Genomic DNA, 20,185 nt, shown 5'->3' on the forward strand with positions numbered 1-20,185 from the left:
AGCGAAACATGAGTACCCCCCCGACTGGTGCCAACAACACGCAACAGGTCCAGCAGCAGGCGGACGACCTGACCAAGACGCAGCTCGAACTGACGAAGATCAACTTCCAGGTCCAGCAGTCGACCGCGACGTTCGAAACCAGCAACGCAGTGACCGCGCAGGAAGGGACGGCGAACGCCCAGGTTGCGCAACACCTGAGTTCCGCCGGCCGCGCATGACGCCGGTCGCCGGCCGTGCCGCGCGACGCCGGATGCCGGATGCCGGGGCCGCCCGTGACGGGCGCCCGGCGGGGCGTATGCGCGTGGCGGCCGGCCCGTTCCCGGCGCTGCCGGTCAAGGAGGACACGATCATGTCGGTAACAGGCGTAGGCGCGGCACCACCGGGCGCAGCCGCGCTCGCGGGTGCCGTGCAGCAGGCGGGCACGGCGTCCGATCCGGCGCAGGTGCGCCAGTTCGATGCGTTGATGCAGCCGGGTGCCGCGCCGGCCGCGGCGTCGCCGTCGGCGTCGGGCGTCGCGATGTCGCGTGCGCCGGCCGATGCGGCGCCGGCCGTGCAGATGACGCCCGCGACACCCGCGCAGGCGAACCATTCGTCGCTCGTCGAGCGGTTGCGCACCTACGGCAACGATCTCGACACGCGGTACGCGAACATCGACAAGCATCGCACCGAGATGCTGACGTCGATGGCGGACAACCGCAGCGATCCGCTGATGACGATGGTGAAGGCGATGGATTTCCAGTGGACGGCGACCACCACGATTTCGGAATACCAGTTGAGCCTGTCGGTCGCGCAGGCGGCGAACGGCTTCACGCACACGGTGCTGAAGACCCAGGAGTAGCGAAAGCCGGTGCGTGCGCCTGAACCGGCCGCGCGCCCTGAAGCGGACAAACGATGACGACGATCGATTCGACGCCGCGCCTGCATGCGTGGCGCAGCCGGGCGGCGCGTGCGCTGCTCGCGGGGCTGCTCGCGCTGCTGGCGGGCTGCCAGAAGGAGCTTTACTCCGGCCTGTCGGAGCGCGATGCGAACCAGATGGTTGCCGTGCTCGGCGATGCAGGGATCAGCGCGGCGAAGGACAACGACGCGCGCGACACGTCGGATCGCAACGCATGGCAGGTGAGCGTCGCGGACGGCGACATGCAGTCGGCGCTCACCGTGCTGCAGGCGAACGGGCTGCCGAAGCCGAGCTACGCGAGCCTCGGCGAGCTGTTCCAGAAGCAGGGGCTCGTGTCGACGCCGGCCGAGGAGCGCGTGCGCTACCTGTACGGCGTGTCGCAGGACCTGTCGCGCACGCTGCAGGACATCGAGGGCGTGGTGGTCGCGCGCGTGCAGGTCGTGATCCCGGAGAACGATCCGCTTGCGGACAAGATCAGGCCGTCGTCGGCGGCCGTGTACATCCGCTACCGGCCCGGCGTGGACCTGCGCGCGATGGCGCCGATGGTGAAGGATCTCGTCGCGCACAGCATCGAAGGGCTGCAGTACGACAACGTGTCGCTGTTCCTGCAGCCGGCCGCCGCGCGCACGGCGCGCGTGGACGGGATCGGCAGCGCGGTGTCGGACATCCTGCGGCTGCGCTCGCCGCTCGGCTGGCTGGTGTTCGCGCTGATCCTGCTGACCTGCGCGGTGATCGCGCTGTCGGCCGCGCGGCGCGGGATGTTCGGCGCGCGGCTGGCCGGGCTGGTCGGCGGCGCACCGCGCGGCGCGAACGGTGCAGGCGGCGCGTCCGCGCAGTCGGGCGGCAGCCTGCGCACGCCGGACGGCGCGCGCGACGGCGCATGAGCGAGCCGCATGTGCTGCCGCTGCCGCCGGGCGTTGCGCCCGACGCCGTGTCGCTGCCGTGGCTGCAATCTCTCGCGCCGCCGCCCGCCGCGCGGCGCGCGGCGTTTCATGCGCTCGTCTGCGAATTCAACCTGCGGCCCGACCGTTATCTGCACGTGACGCGCGTGCCGGCCGACTGGCCCGCGCGTTACCGCTCGCCCGACGCGTTCGGCCCGGCCGGTCGCAAGCTGCTTGCGCGCCATCTGCTCGATGCGAACGGCGTGGCCGAACATCACGACTTCGACCTCGCGAATCCGTGCGCGCGGCTCGCGCTGCTGCCCGGCGCGGCGCTCGAACAGCTCGCGTCGTATGCGGGCTTGCTGCTGCATCGCGGCTGGCTGCGCGACGCGCTGGCCGTGCGCCGCATTCGCGCGGAAGTCGCGGCGAAGCTCGGCGGCGATGCATTGGAGCTCGCGCTCGAGCGCGCGCCGGAGTTCGGTGCGCTCGCGGACACGCTCGAACCGTGGCGCGCCGATCCGGCCGCGCTGCCGGTGGTGATCCGTGCACGCGGCGGGCGGCTGCTCGCGGATTTCATCGGCGTGGCGGGCGACGCGGTCGCGCGGCGCGCGCGCCTGAAATTCAACCGCGCGATCGACGACGAAGCGCCGTACTGGCTGAACCGCGCGCAGCGCGACCAGTTCGGCGAATTGCTGTTCCTGTTTCTGATTCCCGAGAGGCTTGCGTCATGGGACTGGCTTTTCTGATCACGAGCGACAACCTGCAGCTGCTGTCGGAGCGCAAGGTACTCAAGGAGCGCGAATACGCGGCGCTGCTCGACGCGTCCGCGGTGATCGCGACCGCGCGCGACGAGGCCGCGCGCATCGTCGCCGATGCGCAGCGCGAATTCGACAAGCGCCAGGCGGCCGGCTACGACGAAGGGATGCGCCGCGCGCAGCGCGAGCATGCGGCGCAGGCCTATACGCAGGCGCTGGCCGCCGCGCGCACGATGGAGTCGATGAAGGATTCGATGGCCGACATCGTCGTGAAGGCCGTGCGCGCGATCGTCGGCGAGATGCCCACGCAGAAGCTGTACGAGGCCGCGCTCGCGCGGATCGCGCCGCTCGTGCGCGACGAGGCGTTCCTGATCGTGCGGGTCGCGCCGGGCCGCGAGGACGAGATGCGCGACGCGCTCGAGCGCGCGTTCGTCGGCCAGTCGAACCGGCAACGGATTCGCATCGTCGAGGATGCGCAGCTCGAACGCCACGCGTGCACGGTCGAGACGCCGTCCGGGCGCATCGATGCGAGCCTCGACCTGCAGATCGACGCGCTGCGCCAGGCGATCCGCCGCGATGCATTGAAGGGCGCGACACGATGAACGCGCCGCTCGACGATCCGCAACCGAACGGCCGCGAGAGCGACGACGATGCCGCGCCGTTCGATCGCGGCCGCCTCGTCGGCGATCTCGACGCGGGGCTCGCGTTCTTCTCGCCGGTGTCGGTGCAGGGCCGCGTCAATCACGCGGTCGGGCAGATCCTCAATGCAACGGGCATCCGCGCGCGGCTCGGCGAGATCTGCGAGCTGCGCACGCCGAACCAGCCGACGCTGCTCGCCGAAGTGGTCGGCTTCTCGCGGCAGACCACGCTGCTTACGCCGCTCGGCGACGTGGCCGGGCTGTCGCCGGAGACGAGCGTCGTGGCGTCCGGGCGCGAGCATGTGTTTCCGGTCGGCGAAGCGCTGTTCGGCCGCGTGCTCGACGGGCTCGGCCGGCCGCTCGACGATCGCGGGCCGGTGACGGGCGCCGCGTGGGTGTCGACGCAGCAGGACCCGCCGAACCCGCTCGCGCGCAAGCTGATCGACACGCCGTTTCCGACCGGCGTGCGCGTGATCGACGGCCTGATGACGCTCGGCATCGGCCAGCGCGTCGGCATCTTCGCGCCGTCCGGCGTCGGCAAGAGCACGCTGCTCGGGATGATCGCGCGTGGCGCGCAGGCCGACGTGAACGTGATCGCGCTGGTCGGCGAACGCGGCCGCGAAGTGCGCGAGTTCATCGAGCACAGCCTGTCGCCCGAGGTGCGCGCGCGCTCGATCGTCGTCGTGTCGACGTCCGATCGTCCCGCGATGGAGCGCGTGAAATCCGCGCTGGTCGCGACCGCGATCGCCGAGCACTTCCGCGATGCGGGCAAGCGCGTGCTGCTGCTGGTCGATTCGCTGACGCGTTTCGCGCGCGCGCAGCGCGAGGTCGGCCTCGCGAGCGGCGAGCCGCCGACGCGGCGCAGCTTCCCGCCGTCGACGTTCGCGGTGCTGCCGCGCCTGCTCGAACGCGCGGGGCAGGGCGCGACCGGCTCGATCACCGCGCTGTACACGGTGCTCGTCGAAGGCGATGAGGAATCCGATCCGATCGCCGAGGAAGTGCGCTCGATCCTCGACGGTCACATCGTGCTGTCGCGCAAGATCGCGCTCGCGAACCGCTATCCGGCGATCGACGTGCTCGCGAGCCTGTCGCGCGTGATGCCGCTCGTCGCGGGCCGCGCGCATCAGCAAGCGGCCGCGCGCGTGCGCGAGCTGATCGCGAAGTACCAGGAAATCGAGCTGCTCGTGCAGATCGGCGAGTACCGCGAAGGCAGCGACCGGCTCGGCGATCTCGCGCTGCGTGCGCGCGATGCGATCGGTGCGTTCTGCGCGCAGGCGTCGCACGAGGACGTGCGTTTCGACGCGCTGCTCGCGAAGCTGACGAAACTCGCGAACGACCATGTCTGAAGCCGACGACCGTCTCGTGCTCGCGACGCTCGCCCGCCTGAAGCGCGTGCGCGAGATGCGCAGCCAGATCGCGCGCGTGGCGGCCGCGCGCCAGCAGGGCATCGCCGCGCAGAGCCGGCGCGCGCTCGATGCCGCGCACGCGCAGCTTGCGCAGCAGGTCGCGGCGAAGGCCGCGATCCAGACGCGCCTCGCCGACGACGTGCGCGAGGCGCGCGCGTTGCAGAACGCGGCGGCCGATACGCGCACGTTCGATCGCCATATCGGTGTCGCGCACGCGTCGGTCAGCGAGGCCGCGCACCTTCACCGCGGTCACGAGGCCACGCTCGCCGACCTGCAGCGCGCCGCGCGCAAGGCGAAAGCCGCCGAGGACAAGCTCGACAAGGCCGGCGAGAAGGCCCTGCACGCGCGCGCCGCGCGGGTCGAGCGCGACGCCGACGAAGTCGCGGATGCGCATGCGGTGCGGCGCTTCGCGACGGCCGGCGTGTGGGCGGGCGACGCGCAGGGGCATGCATCGGGGCAGCGTGACATGGCCGCCGCGTTCGATGCGGAAATGGTGTCGCGACCGGCGGGGGCAGACGCGACGGACGCGACGGACACGGCAAACACGGCAAACACGCGCGCAGCGGCCGGCAACGCCGATCCGGGCGGCGCAACTGTCCCGGCCGCCACCATCGACGATCCGGCGCCGCCCGCCGCCGCGGAGCGCCGATGCTAGACCACGCCGCGAACTTCAACGACATCGCCGGCACGCTGCGTCCGCTGCTCTACGTGATGCCGCGCCTGCTGCCGATCATGTTCGTCGTGCCGGTGTTCAACGAGCAGATCGTCACGGGCCTCGTGCGCAACGGCATCGCGGTCGTGATCGCCGCGTTCGTCGCGCCGGTGATCGACCCGGCACAGGTCGCCGCGCTGCCGTTCCTGATGTGGTGCCTGCTCGTCGCGAAGGAGGCGGTGATCGGCATGCTGCTCGCGGGCGCGTTCAGCGCGGTGCTGTTCGCGATCCAGGGCGTCGGCTACCTGATCGATTTCCAGACCGGCAGCGGCAGCGCCGCGTTCTTCGATCCGATGGGCGGGCACGAGGGCGGCCCGACGTCAGGGTTCCTGAATTTCGTCGCGATCGCGCTGTTCGTCACCGCGGGCGGGCTGCAGGTGCTCGTGCAACTGTTCGCGCAGTCGTACGCGTGGTGGCCGATCGGCTCGCTCGGCCCCGATTTCTCGTCGATGCTGCAGACCTTCGTCGTGCGGCAGACCGACACGATCTTCGAATGGATGGTGAAGCTCGCCGCGCCGGTGATCATCGTGCTGGTGCTGGTCGAGCTCGGCATCGGCCTCGTCGGGCGCGCGGTGCCGCAGCTGAACATCTTCGTGTTCGCGCAGCCGCTGAAGAGCGCGCTCGCGGTGCTGATGATGGTGCTGTTCCTGCCGGTGGTATACGCGTCGCTGCACGCGCTGCTGAGCCCCGACAGCGGGCTGATGGCGCTGCTGCGCGCGCTGTTCGCCGCGCACGGCGGCGCGTGACGGCCCACCGGAACCGGAGCGACGATGGCCGAAAAGAACCAGCAGCCGACCGCGAAGCGCCTGCGCGAGGCCCGCCGGAAAGGCGACGTGCCGAAGAGCGCGGAGACGATCTCGTCCGCGTTCTTCGTCGGCGTGTGCGTCGCGCTCGCGGTCGGGCTCGGCACGCTGTTCGCGCGGCTGCAGGCGCTGTTCCGGCTCGTGTTCGATGCGGCCGGCGCCAGCGATCCTTCCGCGCGGCTCGCGGTGCTGATCGACGGCGCCGCGCGCGACTGGGCGCTGCTGTCCGCGCAGATCGTCGCGGCCGGGCTGCTGGCCGGCCTGCTCGCGGGCTTCGTGCAGGTGGGCGGCGTGATGGCGTGGAGCCGGCTCGTGCCGCAGCTGTCGCGGCTCAATCCCGCCGAGGGGCTGAAGAACATGGTGTCGATGCGTAACCTCGTGAACCTCGCGAAGATGCTGCTGAAGACCGTGCTGCTGGTCGCGACGCTCGGCTGGCTGATCGTCGAGTCGCTCGACCCGGCGGTGCAGTCCGGCTTCACGCGGCCGATGTCGATTCTCGCGCTGATCGTGAAGCTGCTGATGCTGCTGTTCGGCTGGGCCGCGCTGATCTATATCGTGATGGCGCTGATCGACATCGTGCATCAGCGGCGCGAGTTCAATCAGAAGATGAAGATGTCGATCGAGGAAGTGCGGCGCGAGCACAAGGAAGACGAAGGCGACCCGCACATCGAGGCGAAGCGCCGGCAGCTCGCGCGCGAAGCGCAGTTCTCGTCGCTGCCCGACCGGATCGGCTTCGCGTCGGTGGTCGTCTATTCGTCGAGCGTCGCGGTCGCGCTCTATTACGGCGGCGTCGGCACGTTGCCATGGGTGCTCGCGCGCGGCGAGGGCGAGGCGGCCGAGCGGATCGTACGGCTCGCGCGCGACGCGCTGCGTCCGACGCTCGCGAACGCCGGCCTCGCGCAGGCGCTGTACGAGAGCACGCCTGAAAAGGGCACGATCCAGCAACGGCATTTCCGCGAAGTCGCGCAATTGCTGAAGTGGGCGACCGGCGCGGCCTGACGGACTCGAACCGTCGGGGCCGGAACATCGGCAGGCAGGCGGTTCATCGATGCGTCGTGATGCGGCCCCGTTTCCGCTTCGCCGGGCCGGTCGCATGCCGTGCTTGACGCCGGTTTTTTTCCGGGTTCATCCAACATTCACCCATGAATTATTGCTGATTTATTTCTTCGTAATATGGCTCGACCGTCAGCCGGACGGCGGGCTGCGAGGTTGCGCCGCCGCTGACGGAACAGGTCAACAGAGGCAGACAAATCAATGTGCGGAATCGACGGCTTTCTGAATAGCGTCGCCTTCGATGAGGAGACAGCGCGCGGCACGCTCGCGCGAATGACGGCGAGCCTCGCGCATCGCGGGCCCGACGGGCAGGGCCTCTGGGTCGACCCGGAAGCCGGTATCGCGCTCGGCCACCGGCGGCTTGCGATCGTCGATCTGTCGGTCCACGGCCGGCAGCCGATGGCATCCGCGTGCGGCCGCTACGTCATGGTCTTCAACGGCGAAATCTATAACCATCGCGAGTTGCGCGCGGAGCTCGGGCGCGCGGGTCGCGCACCGGCGTGGCGCGGCCACTCCGACAGCGAGGTGCTGATCGCGGCGATCGCCGCGTGGGGCGTCGAGGCGGCGCTGCGGCGCGCGACCGGCATGTTCGCGTTCGCGCTGTGGAATCGCGCGTCGCGGGTGCTGACGCTCGCGCGCGACCGGATCGGCGAGAAGCCGCTCTACTACGGCCGGATCGGCGACGCACTGGTGTTCGCGTCGGAGCTCAAGGCGCTGCGCGGCTACCCGGGCTTCGACGGCACGATCGATCGCGACGCGCTGTGCCTGTACCTGCGCCAGTCGAGCGTGCCCGCGCCGCATACGATCTATCGCGGCATCAGCAAGCTGCCGCCGGGCACCTTCATCCAGTTCGAGCATGCGCGCGACACGCCGCGCCCGCGCGCGTACTGGACGCTCGAGCAGGCGATCGAAGCCGGCCGCGAGCAGCCGTTCGAGGGTAGCGCCGACGAGGCCGTCGGTCAGCTCGACACGATCCTGCGCCAGGCCGTCGCGCGGCAGATGGAAGCCGACGTACCGCTCGGCGCGTTCCTGTCGGGCGGCATCGATTCGTCGGCGATCGTCGCGCTGATGCAGGCACAGTCGGCGAAGCCGGTCGACACGTTCACGATCGGCTTTCACGAGGCCGGCTACGACGAGGCCGGCTATGCGAAGGCGGTCGCGCGTCACCTCGGCACGCGGCATACCGAGCTCTACGTGACGGCCGACCATGCGCTCGGCGTCGTGCCGAAACTGCCGACGATCTATGACGAGCCGTTCTCCGATGCGTCGCAGATTCCGACCTTCCTCGTGTCGGAACTGACGCGCCGGCACGTGAAGGTGAGCCTGTCCGGCGACGGCGGCGACGAGCTGTTCGGCGGCTATACGCGCTACTTCCTGACGCCGCGCCTGTGGCGCAAGCTGCATCGCGTGCCGGCGGCGGTGCGTGCGCGGATCGCCGCCGCGCTGCATGCGCTGCGTCCCGATCATGCGGACCAGCTCGCGGCGGTCGCGCAGGGCGCATGGAGCGGCGTGGAAGCCCGCGACTCGGCGACCCGCATCGGCGACCGGCTGCACAAGCTCGGCCACGTGATGACGGCCGAAAGCCGCATCGCGCTGTACCGGCTGCTGATGTCGTCGGTGCATCATCCGGAGCGCATCGCGCTGGCCGGACAGGAGCCGCCGACGCCGCTCGATACGGTGTCCGCGTGGCCCGCGAACCTGAGCTTCGCCGAGCAGGCGATGGCGATCGACACGCTCACGTACCTGCCGACCGACATCCTCGCGAAAGTCGACCGCGCGGCGATGGCGGTGAGCCTCGAGACGCGCATGCCGTTCCTCGATCATCACGTCGTCGAATTCGCATGGCGCGTGCCCGCGTCGGTGCGTTTGCCGGAAGGGCAGTCGAAGGCGCTGCTGCGCCGGCTGCTGGACCGGTACGTGCCGTCGGCGCTGATCGACCGGCCGAAGCAGGGCTTCTGCGCGCCCGTCGATCACTGGCTGCGCGGCGCGCTGCGCGACTGGGCCGACACGTTGCTGCAGCCGTCGCGGCTGCGTGACGAGGGGTTCTTCGATGCGGCGGCGGTCGAGCGGCTGTGGCGCCAGCACCAGACGGGCCGGATGAACTGGCAGCATCAGCTATGGACGGTGTTGATGTTCCAGGCGTGGCTGGAGGCACAGCGCGCTGCGTGAAGCGGGGCGGTGCCGAAGTTTCGCGCACGCTTGGAGGCACAGCGCGTTGCATGAAGCGGGATGACGCGGCCCGGTTCGGATGTGCCAGGCGTGGCTGGAGGCGCAGCGCGCTACGTGAAGCAGGGCGACGCGGCACGCCGCGTCATCCGATGCACGTCATGCCGGCGTCGCGTCGACGCTCACTGATCGAGACAGCGCACGCACAGCCGCTTCGCCTGGCTCGCCGGCAAGCCGCGGCACATCATCACGACCGGGCGCGCATGGCACGACGGCGCGTCGGTGGAGGCCGCGGGCGATGCGAGCCTGCGCGCGCGTTCGGGCGGCGTGGTCGCGGCCGCGTCCATGCGCCGTTGTCGCGCGGGCGGCGGCGTATCGCTCACCACCGGAATCGGCTCGACGCCGCCTTCGCGCGCGTTGCGCCGCGCGCTCGCGACGACGCGGCTCACGTAGCCGCTCGAGAACCCGGTCGTGAAGTTGCCGCTGTAGTAGCACGACAGCGCCGCGCGCAACGCGGCCTGCGCGGGACGGCCGGTGTTCGACGAGCGCGCGAAGCATTCGGTCAGGATCGCGCCGCCCGCCCGCAGGTTGCGGCACGGCTCGAACATCGTCGTGTCGTCGAGGCCGTATTTCGCGAAGTTTCGTTCGTTCACCTGAGCGAGGCCGACGCTGTAGCTGAAGCCGCGCGCGGCCAGCTCGCTCGCGGTCGCGCGCGCTTCGTCGAGCGACGCGGGCTGGCGCGTCAGGTGGCCGCCTACCACGCCGATCGCATACGGGTTGAAACCGGATTCGGTGCGCACCAGCGCGGCGAGCGTGTCGGGATCGACGTTCGGCGCGCACGCGCGCGCGAGCTGCGCGAAGCCGGCGGCGCTGCCGGCCGCGTGCGCGCTGCGCGGTTGCAGGCCCGCGCAGGCGAGCGTCAACGCCAGCGCGATCATCACGATCGGCGCGACCGGCGCGACCGGCGCGATCACCGCGCGCAGGTTCGGCACGACGCTGCGCAACGCGCGCGCGTTCATCCCGCCCCCGATACGCGGTACGACAGCACGAGCCCATGCACGAGCAGCGACCAGCCGTCGAGCGCGACGAACAGCAGCAGCTTGAACGGCACCGAGATCGTCGTCGGCGAGATCATCTGCATCCCGAGCGCGAGCAGGATGTTCGCGACCAGCAGGTCGACGACGATGAACACGATGTAGATCACGAAGCCGATCTGGAACGCCTTGGTCAGCTCGGCGAGCGTGAAGCTCGGCACCAGCACGAGCAGGTCGTCGTCCTTGATGCCGTCCGCGCGGTTCTTCGGCCAGACCGAGGTTGCCGTGCGCACGAAGAATTCGCGGTCGCGCTGCCGTGTGTGCGACACCAGGAAATCCTTGACCGGCGGCAGCGCGGCATCGGCGAGCGCGCCGATATCGGCGGTCGACAACTGCCCCGACGCGTCGAAGTGGCGTGCCTGCAGCGCGTCGCGGATCGACATGCCGACCGGCGCCATGATGAACAGCGACAGGATCAGCGCGATGCCGTTCAGCACGAGGTTCGGCGGCACCTGCTGGATTCCGAGCGCGGAGCGCAGCAGGCCGAGCACGACCACGAGCTTCGTATAGCTCGTCACCATCAGCGCGGCGAACGGCGCGATGCCGAGCGCGGCGATCACCGCGATCAGCGCGACCGGATTCGGCAGGCTGCCCATCGTTCAGCGCTCGCGCGGCGCGGGCTGCGTCAGCGTGACGACGCGCACGCCGAGCTTCTGGCCGACCGCGATCAGGTGGCCGGTGCCGATCAGCATCCCGTTCGCGACGAGATGGATCACGCTCTGATTGATGCCTTGCTGCAGCTCGATTACCGCGCCCGGTTGCAGCGCGCCGAGTTCGCCGAGCGGGATCGACGTGGGCGGCAATTCGAAACGCAGGTCGACCGCGAGGCCGTCGAGCGAGCGCGGCGCATCGTCGGGCGGCGCATCGTGCGCGCTCGCGGGCGGGGTGTCGGTGCGGGTCGGTTCCAAAGGCATCTCCCTGATTCGTTCGACGGTCAGCCGGTTGCCCGACGGCCGTCCGGTGATCTCCCACGCCGGCGCGGCCGGCACCCGCGCGACGCACAGCAGGTTCTGCTCGTGCGCGCGCCAGCGTTCGATCGCGATGATGTCGCCGCCGACGACGTCGGCCAGCTCGGCCATCGTCAGCTCCGTCCGGCCGATCTCGAATACCAGCGGCACCGGCAGGCCCGCGTACGCGGCGCGCGTGTCGGGCCGCGTGGCCGCCGGCGTCGGTGCTGCGAAGAACACCGCGAGCGCGTCCGGCGCATCGAACAGCAGCGCGCCGTGGCAGCGCCAGGCGCCGTCGGCGCGACGCAGCTCGAAGCGCAGCGCGGCCGGCGCGGTGCGCCACGCGGGCACGCTCGCCGGCGGCGGCAGCAATTCCACGCGCTGCCGCGTCGCGGCCTGCAACACGGCTGAGAGCGGCGCGGCGAGGTCGGCGAGCAGCGCCGCGCGGATCACGGCCGGCACGGCCGGGTCGGCCGCGTCGCCGAGCCATGCGCTTTCCGCGACCGGATCGATCCACAGCGTGCCGGCGGCCGGGCCGATGACGAAGCGGTAGGCATGCGCGTCGGCGGCCGGTTCGGCATCGACGCGCCAGCGCACTTCGTACGCGTGTTCGCCGAGCGTGACCGGGACCGCGGCCGTCGCGCCGTATGCATGCGACAGCCCGCGCGCGGCGGCGGCGGACAGGCGCGGCAGCCAGGGCGACGCGTCGAGCGCGACCGCGGCCGGCGGGGGCGGGATGGCGGGCGCGGCGGCGGCCGGGGCGGCGGCGGCGGGCAGGGCCCGGTTCGCGGCGTCGCCGGCGTCGGCATTCGTCAGGGACAGCGCAGGCACGGCGGGATCAGGGCGGATTCGGCGTTGGTTCGACGGGTTGTTGTGGCCGGCGGCGCAGGGGGCGCGCGGCTGCTGCGTCGATTGTAGGGACGCAGCCGGCCGCGTGCCGCGCCGGAATCCGTAGTCGTGTGCAGCGCGGGGCCGCGCGGGTGGCGGTGAGCTACGAAGCCTTTTGTCGGGGGGCGTGGCGGGGCGGTGGTGCGTCGGCGCGGTGTTGCGGCGGCGTGGCGTGCGACAGCGCGGCCGCTAATCGACGGCACGCGCGCTTGCATGCGACTGCCGCAAACGCGGCCGCCACCCGATAGCGGCGGTCGTGTCGCGGCGGGGAAGGCGTGCCCGGCCACGAGACGCTCCGGGTCGCGCGTGCAGCGCGGTGGGAGGAGCCTTGCCGGTGCGCCGCGCTGCGGCGGCGCGCGGGTGAGCCGCTACGCGTTACGCGTAGTCGGCGGCCAGCGCCTGCTGCGGTGCGGCGCGCAGGATCGGCGCCACATCGTGGCGTTCGACGTGCGTCATGGCCGCGCCGAACAGCACCAGCCGATAGCCGACCGCATAGATCGGGATGATCCGCAGGTTCTTGTCGTGATCGAGCTGCAGCTTCGAACGGATGCGCGAGATATGGGTGTCGAGCGTGCGCGACGACACGCCGAGCTCGCGGCCCCAGACCGCTTCTTGAATCGCTTGCCGCGGCACGATCTTGTTCATGTTGTCGAGCAGGAATTCGACGACATCGAATTCACGCGGCGTGACGTCGACGACTTTGTTGTCGATTTCGATCGTGCGGCGCACGAAGTTGATTTTTATGTTGTCGATGTACAGGTATTTGCAATCCATGTTGGCCCTCGCATGTCCGTAAAGGAGTGTTTGCGGGTCATGTACCGCAACTTCCGGGCCAGGGACAGACTGACAGGAATCGACGGGCGGTCGGAGCGGGGTGGGCGGCGCGCCAGCCTTGAATCTAAAAGAATTTTTAACGCGGGACGGGCGCGTCCCACCGGAAGGGTCGGAGCAACATTGAAGGATTGTTACGTAGCATCCGGCGGGAACGTTACGGGCGTTACGGACGTTACGGGTGGCGTAACGTGGGGAACGCGCGGTTCGCCCAGCGCGAACGAGGTTTCGGGCGGATGACGAACCCTACATCGAACCCTACCCGGGTTAGTCGTTTTTATAAGCGAATCAATGGTTTGCAGAAGATTTTTGCGGACTTGGAACCCTACATTGGAAGCCGCAGGCTCGGCAATAAAAAACCGGCCGCGCAACGTTCCCGTCACGCGGCCGGCCCGGCGTCTCTTCGTTCCGTCCGTCAAGCCTTCGCCGTATCGCCCGAATCGAACGGCAGCACGTAATGCCGCTTGCCGGTCGCCGCGAAGATCGCGTTGGCGACCGCCGGCCCGACCGGAGCGACACCCGGCTCGCCGACGCCGGTCGGCGCCTCGGCCGACGGCACGATATGCACCTCGACCTTCGGCATCTCGGCCATCCGCAGCACGTGATAGCCGTCGAAGTTGCGCTGCTCGACATGGCCGTCCTTCAGCGTGATCGCGCTGTGCAGCGCCGCGCCGAGCCCGAAGCCGATACCGCCTTCCATCTGCGCGGCGACGATGTCGGGATTGATCGCGATCCCGCAGTCGACCGCGCACACCACGCGCTCGACCTTCACCTTGCCGTCGGCGTCGACCGACACTTCCGCGACCTGCGCGACATAGCTCTTGAACGCCTCGGCCACCGCGATCCCGCGCCCGCGGCCCTTCGGCAGCGGCTTCGCCGGATCCCAGCCGGCCTTCTGCGCGGCCAGCTCGAGCACCGCACGCATCCGCGGCTCCTTCGCGAGCAGGTCGCGGCGGAACAGGTATGGATCCTTGCCCGCCGCGTGCGCGGCTTCGTCGATGAACGCCTCGACCGCGTAGGCCGTGTGCGAGCTGCCGACCACGCGCCACCACAGCACGGGCAGGCCGACCTTGGTGGTGGTCAGTTCGACCGACACGTTCGGCACCGCGTACGGCAGGTTCGCCGCACCCTCGACCGACGTCGCGTCGATTCCGTCCTTGACCATGAACGCCTCGAACGGCGTGCCGGCGAGGATCGACTGGCCGACGATCCGGTGGCGCCAGCCGACCAGCCGGCCGTCCGCGGTCAGCCCCGCGTCGAGCTTGTGGAAGTACATCGGGCGATAGAAGCCGCCCTGGATGTCGTCCTCGCGCGTCCACTGCAGCTTGACCGGCTTGCCGTCCGCGCCGAGCGCCTTCGCGATCGACACGGCCTCGACCACGTAGTCCGACCACGCGTTCGCGCGCCGGCCGAAGCTGCCGCCCGCGTACAGCGTGTGGATCTGCACCTGCTCGGGCTTCAGGCCCGCGACCCTGGCGGCGTTGCCCTGGTCGACCGTCTGGAACTGGTCGCCGGCCCAGATCTCGCAGCTGTTCGCGGTCAGCTTGACGACCGCGTCGAGCGGCTCCATCGGCGCGTGCGCGAGATACGGAAATTCGTAGGTCGCGCTGACCTTGCGCGCCGCACCCGCGATCGCCGCGTCGGCATCGCCGTCCTTGCGGGCCGACGCGCCGGGCTGCGCGGCGAGTTGCCGGTACTCGCGCATGATCTCGTCCGAGCCGCGCTTTTCGGCGTTGGTTTCGTCCCAGTCGACCTTCAGCGCGTCGCGGCCCTGCTTCGCGGCCCAGAAACCGTTCGCGACGACCGCGACGCCGCCCGGCACCTGCACGACCGACACTACGCCCGGGACGGCCTTCGCGGCCGTCGCGTCGAACGACTTGACCGTCGCGCCGAAGCGCGGCGGGCGCTGCAGCAGCGCGACGCGCATGCCGGGGAACGTCGTGTCGAGCGTGAAATGCGCGGTGCCGTTCGACTTGGCCGACCCGTCGACGCGCTCAATGCGATGGCCGATCAGCTTGAAGTCGGCCGGCTGCTTCAGTGTGACCTTGTCGGGCACCGGCAGTTTCGACGCGTCGGCGACGAGCGTGCCGTAGGCGGCCGTCTTGCCGCTCTTCGCATGCGTGACGACGCCGTTGGCGGTGGTCAGTTCGCCGGCCGGCACCTTCCAGCGCGCCGCCGCGGCCGACACGAGCATCGCGCGGGCCTTGCCGCCCGCTTCGCGCAATTGCTGCCACGAGTTCGACATGGCCGAGCTGCCGCCCGTGCCCTGCATCGTGCCGAACGCGAGGTTCGCATAGCGCTTCGCATCGGCCGGCGCGCTTTCGACGCGCACGCTCGACCAGTCCGCGTCGAGTTCCTCGGCGACGATCGTCGCGATGCCCGTATAGGCACCCTGGCCCATTTCGACATGTTTTGCGATGACCGTGACCGTGCCGTCGGGCGTGATGCGCAGGAATGCATTCGGCGCGAAGTCGGCGGCGGGCGCCGTCGCGGCGAGCGCGCGGCGGCCGAGGCCGGCCCATTCGAAGCCGATCGTCAGGCTGACGGCGGCCGCGGCACCCGCGGCCTTCAGGAACGTGCGGCGCGACGGTCGCACCGAGCCGGCGTTGTCGAGTTCGATCGTCATGGTCAGGCTCCCAGCGTCGCGGCCGCGTCGTGGATCGCGGCCCGGATCCGGGCGTAGGTCGCACAGCGGCAGATGTTGCCGTTCATCGCGGCGTCGATGTCCGCGTCGGTCGGCTTCGGGTTCTGTTCGAGCAAGGCGGTTGCCGACATGATCTGGCCGGACTGGCAATAGCCGCACTGCGGCACCTGCAGCTTCACCCAGGCGGCCTGCACGGCCTGCGCGGGCTTGCTCTGCAGGCCTTCGATCGTCGTGATGTGCTTGCCCGCGATGCCGGCGAGCGGCAGCACGCACGAGCGCACGGCCTGGCCTTCGAGATGGACGGTGCACGCGCCGCACTGCGCCATGCCGCAGCCGAACTTCGTGCCGGTCAGCCCCGCGTGCTCGCGGATTGCCCAGAGGACGGGCATCGACGGATCGGCGTCGAGCGTGACACTCTTGCCGTTCAGGACAAACGTGGTGGGCATTTTTTGTCTCCGTGGGGAAAACCCGGCATGCGCCGGATCAGGTGGCAGTGTGCGCGAACGGCCGATTTTTACGTCTACCCAATCCTGCAAATTTATTGAACAATCCTGCAAATCCCCGGCGCGGCGGCGAGCGATTCGCTATGCTCCCGCGATTCAGGGAAATCAAGCGAGGAATCCGTCATGGATATGACCGATATCGCGGCGTCGCGCGAATCCGGGCGGCGCGAACTGGCGTCGCTGATCGGCCGTTTCGCGCCGACGGACGGCTCCCACTCGACGGCCGTGCCGGCACTGATGCTGCATCGGCATGCGCATCCGGTCGATCTCGGCTGCGGCGTGTCGCGTGCCGCGCTCGTGATCGCCGCGCAGGGCGCGAAGCGCGTGATCGTGGCCGGCCAGGCCTACGAATACGACACGCGCAATTGCCTGATTACGTCGATCGACTTGCCGATTCTCTCGCGCGTCACGCAGGCGTCGCCCGACGCGCCTTACCTGTGCCTGTCGCTCACGCTCGATCTGCAGCGCATCGTCGAACTTGCGGCCGAGATGCGGCTGCCCGAGCCCGATGCGGGCCCGGAAGGCGAGGGCATCGCGCTCGCCGAGTTGACGCCGCCGCTACTCGATGCCGCGCTGCGGCTGTTGCGGCTGCTCGATACGCCGGCCGACATTCCGGTGATCGCGCCGCTGATCGAAAAGGAACTGCTGTACCGGCTGATGACGAGCGGGCAGGGCACGCGGCTGCGGCACATGGCCGTCGCGAGCAGCCAGACGCACCGGATCGCACGCGCGATCGAATGGATCCGCGATCACTACGCGGAGCCGATGCGCGTCGACACGCTCGCACAGGCGGTCAACATGAGCGTGTCGTCGCTGCACCATCACTTCAAGCACGTGACCACGCTGAGTCCGCTGCAGTACCAGAAGCAGCTGCGGCTGCACGAGGCGCGGCGGTTGCTGTTGCGGCAGGGCGGCGACGTCGGGTCGGTGGCGGCGACCGTCGGCTATGAAAGCGCGTCGCAGTTCAGCCGCGAATACAGCCGGCTGTTCGGCGCGCCGCCGATGCGCGATGTCGGGCATCTGCGCAAGAAGGAATTGCTCGGCACCTGACGGCAGTGCCGGTCGTGTCGATCGCAGCGGGCCTGGTTTCGTCGCACGATGCGCGGCGCGACGAATCGAGGCGACATACAATCGGCATCCCAGGGCCGCTGAACGCGGGCGCGCTGGGCCGCGGACCATTCTGCCGCGCCGCGCATGGACTCCCGTTTCACGCCTGCATCCTGGGTCGCGCGAACCGACCGGTCGAAACGCGCAGCATGTCGGCCTGCGCAGTAATTGCCGCACATCCGCATTGTCAGTCGACATGCTGATCCCGTCGGTATTTTCACGGATGAATCAATTGCATTCGCGGCGACTGGCGTGCACATCCGGAAACTGGCCGATATCCGCCGTGCCGGCCCAGCCGAACCGGGCGCCACGCATGTCGATTCATCATTTTTCGGGCAGGGCAACGCTGTCGAACGGGCTGCGCAAGGCAGTCCGGCCGGGCTGATGTGCATATCGGCCGCAATGCGCGACCCCGCGCTGGCGAGGCGCTCAATGATCGGCGCAAGCGGCCGATGGTTGTCGCGATACATTCCTGAAACACAACGTGCGAGTCCCGGCGATAAGGCCGGGCGTCGCGGACGGTACGCATCGCGCAACCGTTGATGGAATCACGCGTGGCATGCCGCTTGCGATATTGGACGCACCGGCGAGCGGTCGACCTGATGCGACAAGGATGAGGGGCGACGCGTTCGTCAATAAGCAGTCGGGAAACAGCGATGAAGACCCCGTTATTGCCACGATGACATGCATGTTTTCGATGGCACTGCATTTTGAGGTGGACAACCACTTTCACGTATCGGCAGCGTCGCGCGCGGGCAGGGGAGCCTGCCGGGCACCGTTTCGCGCCGCCTGTTCCGTCAGACAACCCCATGCGGCGAGGTCATCGTGAACCATTGCTGCCCGATCAGATTGTCAGGCCCGCGGGAGGGCGAACAGGCCGCATGCACGCCGCCGTTCGTCGCGGTCCGGCATCGCCATACCGTGCCGTCGCGGCCGCTCGTGTATCTGTCGCAGCATCCCGATGCGGGGCTCGTCGACTGCCTCGCGTCACGCGGCTGGGAGGTGTGGCGCGCGAAATCCGTTGCGGACGCACTCAATCTCGTGAAGGCGGATCGCCTGCATGCGGGCATCGTCGATGTCGGCGGCTTCGCGTCGCCCGACGTCGCGTCGTTCGAGGCGCTGCTGCGCGATCCGCGGATCGGCTGGGTCGCGCTCGCCGACGGCGAGCGGCTGCGCGATGCCAACATCGCGCGCCTGATCCGCCAGTGCTGCTTCGACTACGTGCGCAATGCGACGGCCTACACGACGATCGGTTATCTCGTCGGCCATGCGTACGGGATGCTGAAACTGGCGGAAAGCGATCCGGCCGTCGATGCCGCGCCGCCCGGCGGCGCGATGATCGGCGCGTGCGCCGCGATGCGCCGCCTGTTCGCGACGATCCGCAAGGTCGCGAACACCGAGGCCACCGTGTTCATCGCCGGCGAATCCGGCACCGGCAAGGAGTTGACCGCAGCGGCGATCCACCGGCATTCGTCGCGCGCCGATGCGCCGTTCGTTGCCGTGAATTGCGCGGCGATTCCGTCGACGCTGCTGCAGGCCGAACTGTTCGGTCATGAGCGTGGCGCGTTCACCGGCGCGCATCAGCGCAATATCGGCCGCATCGAGGCCGCGCACGGCGGCACGCTGTTTCTCGACGAAATCGGCGACATGCCGTTCGAGAGCCAGGCGAGCCTGCTGCGGTTCCTGCAGGAGGGCAAGATCGAGCGGCTCGGCGGGCGCGCGTCGATTCCGGTCGACGTGCGGATCGTGTCCGCGACTCACGTCGATCTCGAGTCCGCGATGCAGGCGGGGCGGTTCCGCCCGGACCTGTACTACCGGCTGTGCGTGCTGCGCATCGACGAGCCGCCGCTGCGCGCGCGCGGCCGCGACATCATGCTGCTCGCCGATCATGTGTTGCGGCGCTATCGCGGCGAAAGTTCGCACCGGATTCGCGGCTTCATGCCGTGCGCGATCGAGGCGATCCACAACTATGCGTGGCCTGGCAACGTGCGCGAACTGATCAACCGGATCCGTTTCGCGGTCGTGATGACGAACGGCCCGCTGATCTCGGCCGTCGATCTCCAACTGAACCAGTACACGTCGCACCGGCCGCCGACGCTCGCGGAATCGCGCCGTCAGGCCGAGCGGCGCACGATCGAGGAAACGCTGGTGCGGCATCGGCATCAGCATGCCGACGTCGCGGCGGAACTCGGCATCTCGCGCGCGACGCTGTACCGGCTGATGACCGCGCTCGGCCTGCACGGCTGACGCCGGTTGCGGCCGCGCGGCACGCGGCCCGACGTCGCGCGGCCCGCGGCGTCAGGCCGGCCGTTCGAAGCCCGATTCGACCCAGCGTGCGGCGCTGGCCTTGTTGAGCTTGAACCCGGCGGACACTTTCGCGTCGGCCAGCAGTTCGCCGTACGGGTCGAACGCCTTCAGTTGCGCATACGGCTCGAACTCGTCCGGCACGATGTCGAGCGTGACCGACACATCCTGCCCGTCGCCGTCCTGCACCGTCACTTCCTTGTGCAGCATCGCGCGGCGCTGCTGCTCGTGACGCATCAGCACCTCGGTCGCGGTCTTCACCAGCGTGCGGAACGCGTTCGCGTCCATCGGCTTCGGGTTCTTCTTGTCGCGACCCATGGTCCACGGGCCGACGAGCGCGGGCTCGGCTTCGCCGTCCTTGATCATCTCGACGGCCCAGCCGTCGTCGTCTTCGTTCTTGATGATGCGGGCCGTCCAGCCGTTGTCGCGCCAGAGGCCGTCTTCGTGGATGGTGGTGTCGTCGGATTGCAGATCGGATTCGGTCATGGAGGAAGCGGGGAGTACGGGCCGCCGGCGAACGGGCGGGGCGCGCGGCCGGCAACGGCGCGCTGCCCCTGG

The 20,185-nt window shown here is 69.6% G+C and carries 19 protein-coding genes; 12 read left to right on the plus strand and 7 right to left on the minus strand.

Features of this window, described 5'->3' with window-relative positions; all coding sequences use genetic code 11:
• Window positions 1-8: 8 nt before the first annotated feature.
• From NQV17_RS04520 to asnB, 10 genes are all read left to right on the plus strand, one after another.
• On the plus strand, window positions 9-218 hold the full coding sequence (locus NQV17_RS04520) for a hypothetical protein (RefSeq protein ID WP_044847609.1): 210 nt from the start codon (window positions 9-11) through the stop codon (window positions 216-218).
• 131 nt (window positions 219-349) lie between these two features.
• Window positions 350-838 (plus strand): hypothetical protein, encoded by a 489-nt coding sequence (locus NQV17_RS04525; protein ID WP_124485407.1) that lies wholly within the window; start codon window positions 350-352, stop codon window positions 836-838.
• A 53-nt stretch (window positions 839-891) separates the two neighbouring features.
• Window positions 892-1,779 (plus strand): type III secretion system inner membrane ring lipoprotein SctJ, encoded by an 888-nt coding sequence (gene sctJ, locus NQV17_RS04530; protein ID WP_257769258.1) that lies wholly within the window; start codon window positions 892-894, stop codon window positions 1,777-1,779.
• Window positions 1,776-2,522: a Yop proteins translocation protein K gene (locus NQV17_RS04535; RefSeq protein ID WP_257769260.1), complete on the plus strand. Its 747-nt coding sequence runs from the start codon at window positions 1,776-1,778 to the stop codon at window positions 2,520-2,522. Before sctJ ends, NQV17_RS04535 begins: the two co-directional genes overlap by 4 nt.
• On the plus strand, window positions 2,504-3,133 hold the full coding sequence (gene sctL, locus NQV17_RS04540) for a type III secretion system stator protein SctL (RefSeq protein WP_257769262.1): 630 nt from the start codon (window positions 2,504-2,506) through the stop codon (window positions 3,131-3,133). The genes NQV17_RS04535 and sctL overlap by 19 nt, the downstream gene beginning before the upstream one ends.
• Window positions 3,130-4,515, plus strand: a complete 1,386-nt coding sequence (locus NQV17_RS04545; protein WP_257769264.1) for a FliI/YscN family ATPase — start codon at window positions 3,130-3,132, stop codon at window positions 4,513-4,515. Before sctL ends, NQV17_RS04545 begins: the two co-directional genes overlap by 4 nt.
• Window positions 4,508-5,230, plus strand: coding sequence for a hypothetical protein (locus tag NQV17_RS04550; protein ID WP_257769265.1), 723 nt, complete (start codon window positions 4,508-4,510; stop codon window positions 5,228-5,230). The genes NQV17_RS04545 and NQV17_RS04550 overlap by 8 nt, the downstream gene beginning before the upstream one ends.
• Window positions 5,224-6,033 carry a type III secretion system export apparatus subunit SctT gene (gene sctT / locus NQV17_RS04555; RefSeq protein ID WP_124667327.1) on the plus strand — a complete coding sequence of 270 codons (810 nt, stop codon included), beginning with the start codon at window positions 5,224-5,226 and terminating at the stop codon, window positions 6,031-6,033. The genes NQV17_RS04550 and sctT overlap by 7 nt, the downstream gene beginning before the upstream one ends.
• Before the next feature lie 24 nt (window positions 6,034-6,057).
• The gene (locus NQV17_RS04560) at window positions 6,058-7,089 is read left to right on the plus strand and encodes an EscU/YscU/HrcU family type III secretion system export apparatus switch protein (RefSeq protein ID WP_257769268.1); all 1,032 of its coding nucleotides are present in this window, start codon (window positions 6,058-6,060) and stop codon (window positions 7,087-7,089) included.
• A gap of 255 nt (window positions 7,090-7,344) precedes the next feature.
• Window positions 7,345-9,312, plus strand: coding sequence for an asparagine synthase (glutamine-hydrolyzing) (gene asnB, locus NQV17_RS04565; protein ID WP_257769270.1), 1,968 nt, complete (start codon window positions 7,345-7,347; stop codon window positions 9,310-9,312).
• Between the two features lie 179 nt (window positions 9,313-9,491).
• Here asnB and NQV17_RS04570 read toward each other — a convergent pair whose 3' ends face one another.
• The 6 genes from NQV17_RS04570 to NQV17_RS04595 form a co-directional block, all read right to left on the minus strand.
• Complete coding sequence (locus NQV17_RS04570) at window positions 9,492-10,328, minus strand: lytic transglycosylase domain-containing protein (protein WP_374692673.1); 837 nt, start codon at window positions 10,326-10,328, stop codon at window positions 9,492-9,494.
• Window positions 10,325-10,999 (minus strand): type III secretion system export apparatus subunit SctR, encoded by a 675-nt coding sequence (gene sctR, locus NQV17_RS04575; RefSeq protein WP_124485378.1) that lies wholly within the window; start codon window positions 10,997-10,999, stop codon window positions 10,325-10,327. Before sctR ends, NQV17_RS04570 begins: the two co-directional genes overlap by 4 nt.
• 3 nt (window positions 11,000-11,002) lie before the next feature.
• Window positions 11,003-12,181, minus strand: coding sequence for a type III secretion system cytoplasmic ring protein SctQ (sctQ, locus tag NQV17_RS04580; RefSeq protein WP_257769272.1), 1,179 nt, complete (start codon window positions 12,179-12,181; stop codon window positions 11,003-11,005).
• Window positions 12,182-12,613: 432 nt separating this feature from the next.
• Complete coding sequence (locus tag NQV17_RS04585) at window positions 12,614-13,012, minus strand: winged helix-turn-helix domain-containing protein (protein ID WP_044846633.1); 399 nt, start codon at window positions 13,010-13,012, stop codon at window positions 12,614-12,616.
• 472 nt (window positions 13,013-13,484) lie between these two features.
• On the minus strand, window positions 13,485-15,695 hold the full coding sequence (locus tag NQV17_RS04590) for a xanthine dehydrogenase family protein molybdopterin-binding subunit (protein WP_257769273.1): 2,211 nt from the start codon (window positions 15,693-15,695) through the stop codon (window positions 13,485-13,487).
• A gap of 2 nt (window positions 15,696-15,697) precedes the next feature.
• Complete coding sequence (locus NQV17_RS04595) at window positions 15,698-16,159, minus strand: (2Fe-2S)-binding protein (RefSeq protein WP_151068530.1); 462 nt, start codon at window positions 16,157-16,159, stop codon at window positions 15,698-15,700.
• A 180-nt stretch (window positions 16,160-16,339) separates the two neighbouring features.
• Between NQV17_RS04595 and NQV17_RS04600 the strand changes: the two genes are divergently transcribed.
• Window positions 16,340-17,266, plus strand: a complete 927-nt coding sequence (locus NQV17_RS04600; protein ID WP_257769274.1) for an AraC family transcriptional regulator — start codon at window positions 16,340-16,342, stop codon at window positions 17,264-17,266.
• An 882-nt stretch (window positions 17,267-18,148) separates the two neighbouring features.
• Window positions 18,149-19,570 carry a sigma-54 dependent transcriptional regulator gene (locus tag NQV17_RS04605; protein ID WP_257769275.1) on the plus strand — a complete coding sequence of 474 codons (1,422 nt, stop codon included), beginning with the start codon at window positions 18,149-18,151 and terminating at the stop codon, window positions 19,568-19,570.
• 51 nt (window positions 19,571-19,621) lie between these two features.
• On the opposite strand, the gene NQV17_RS04610 is transcribed toward NQV17_RS04605, so the two are convergent.
• Window positions 19,622-20,113 carry a hypothetical protein gene (locus NQV17_RS04610; RefSeq protein ID WP_044846642.1) on the minus strand — a complete coding sequence of 164 codons (492 nt, stop codon included), beginning with the start codon at window positions 20,111-20,113 and terminating at the stop codon, window positions 19,622-19,624.
• Between the last annotated feature and the right edge of the window lie 72 nt (window positions 20,114-20,185).

Source organism: Burkholderia sp. SCN-KJ (assembly GCF_024656005.1).
In the GTDB taxonomy this organism is placed as follows: Bacteria; Pseudomonadota; Gammaproteobacteria; order Burkholderiales; family Burkholderiaceae; genus Burkholderia.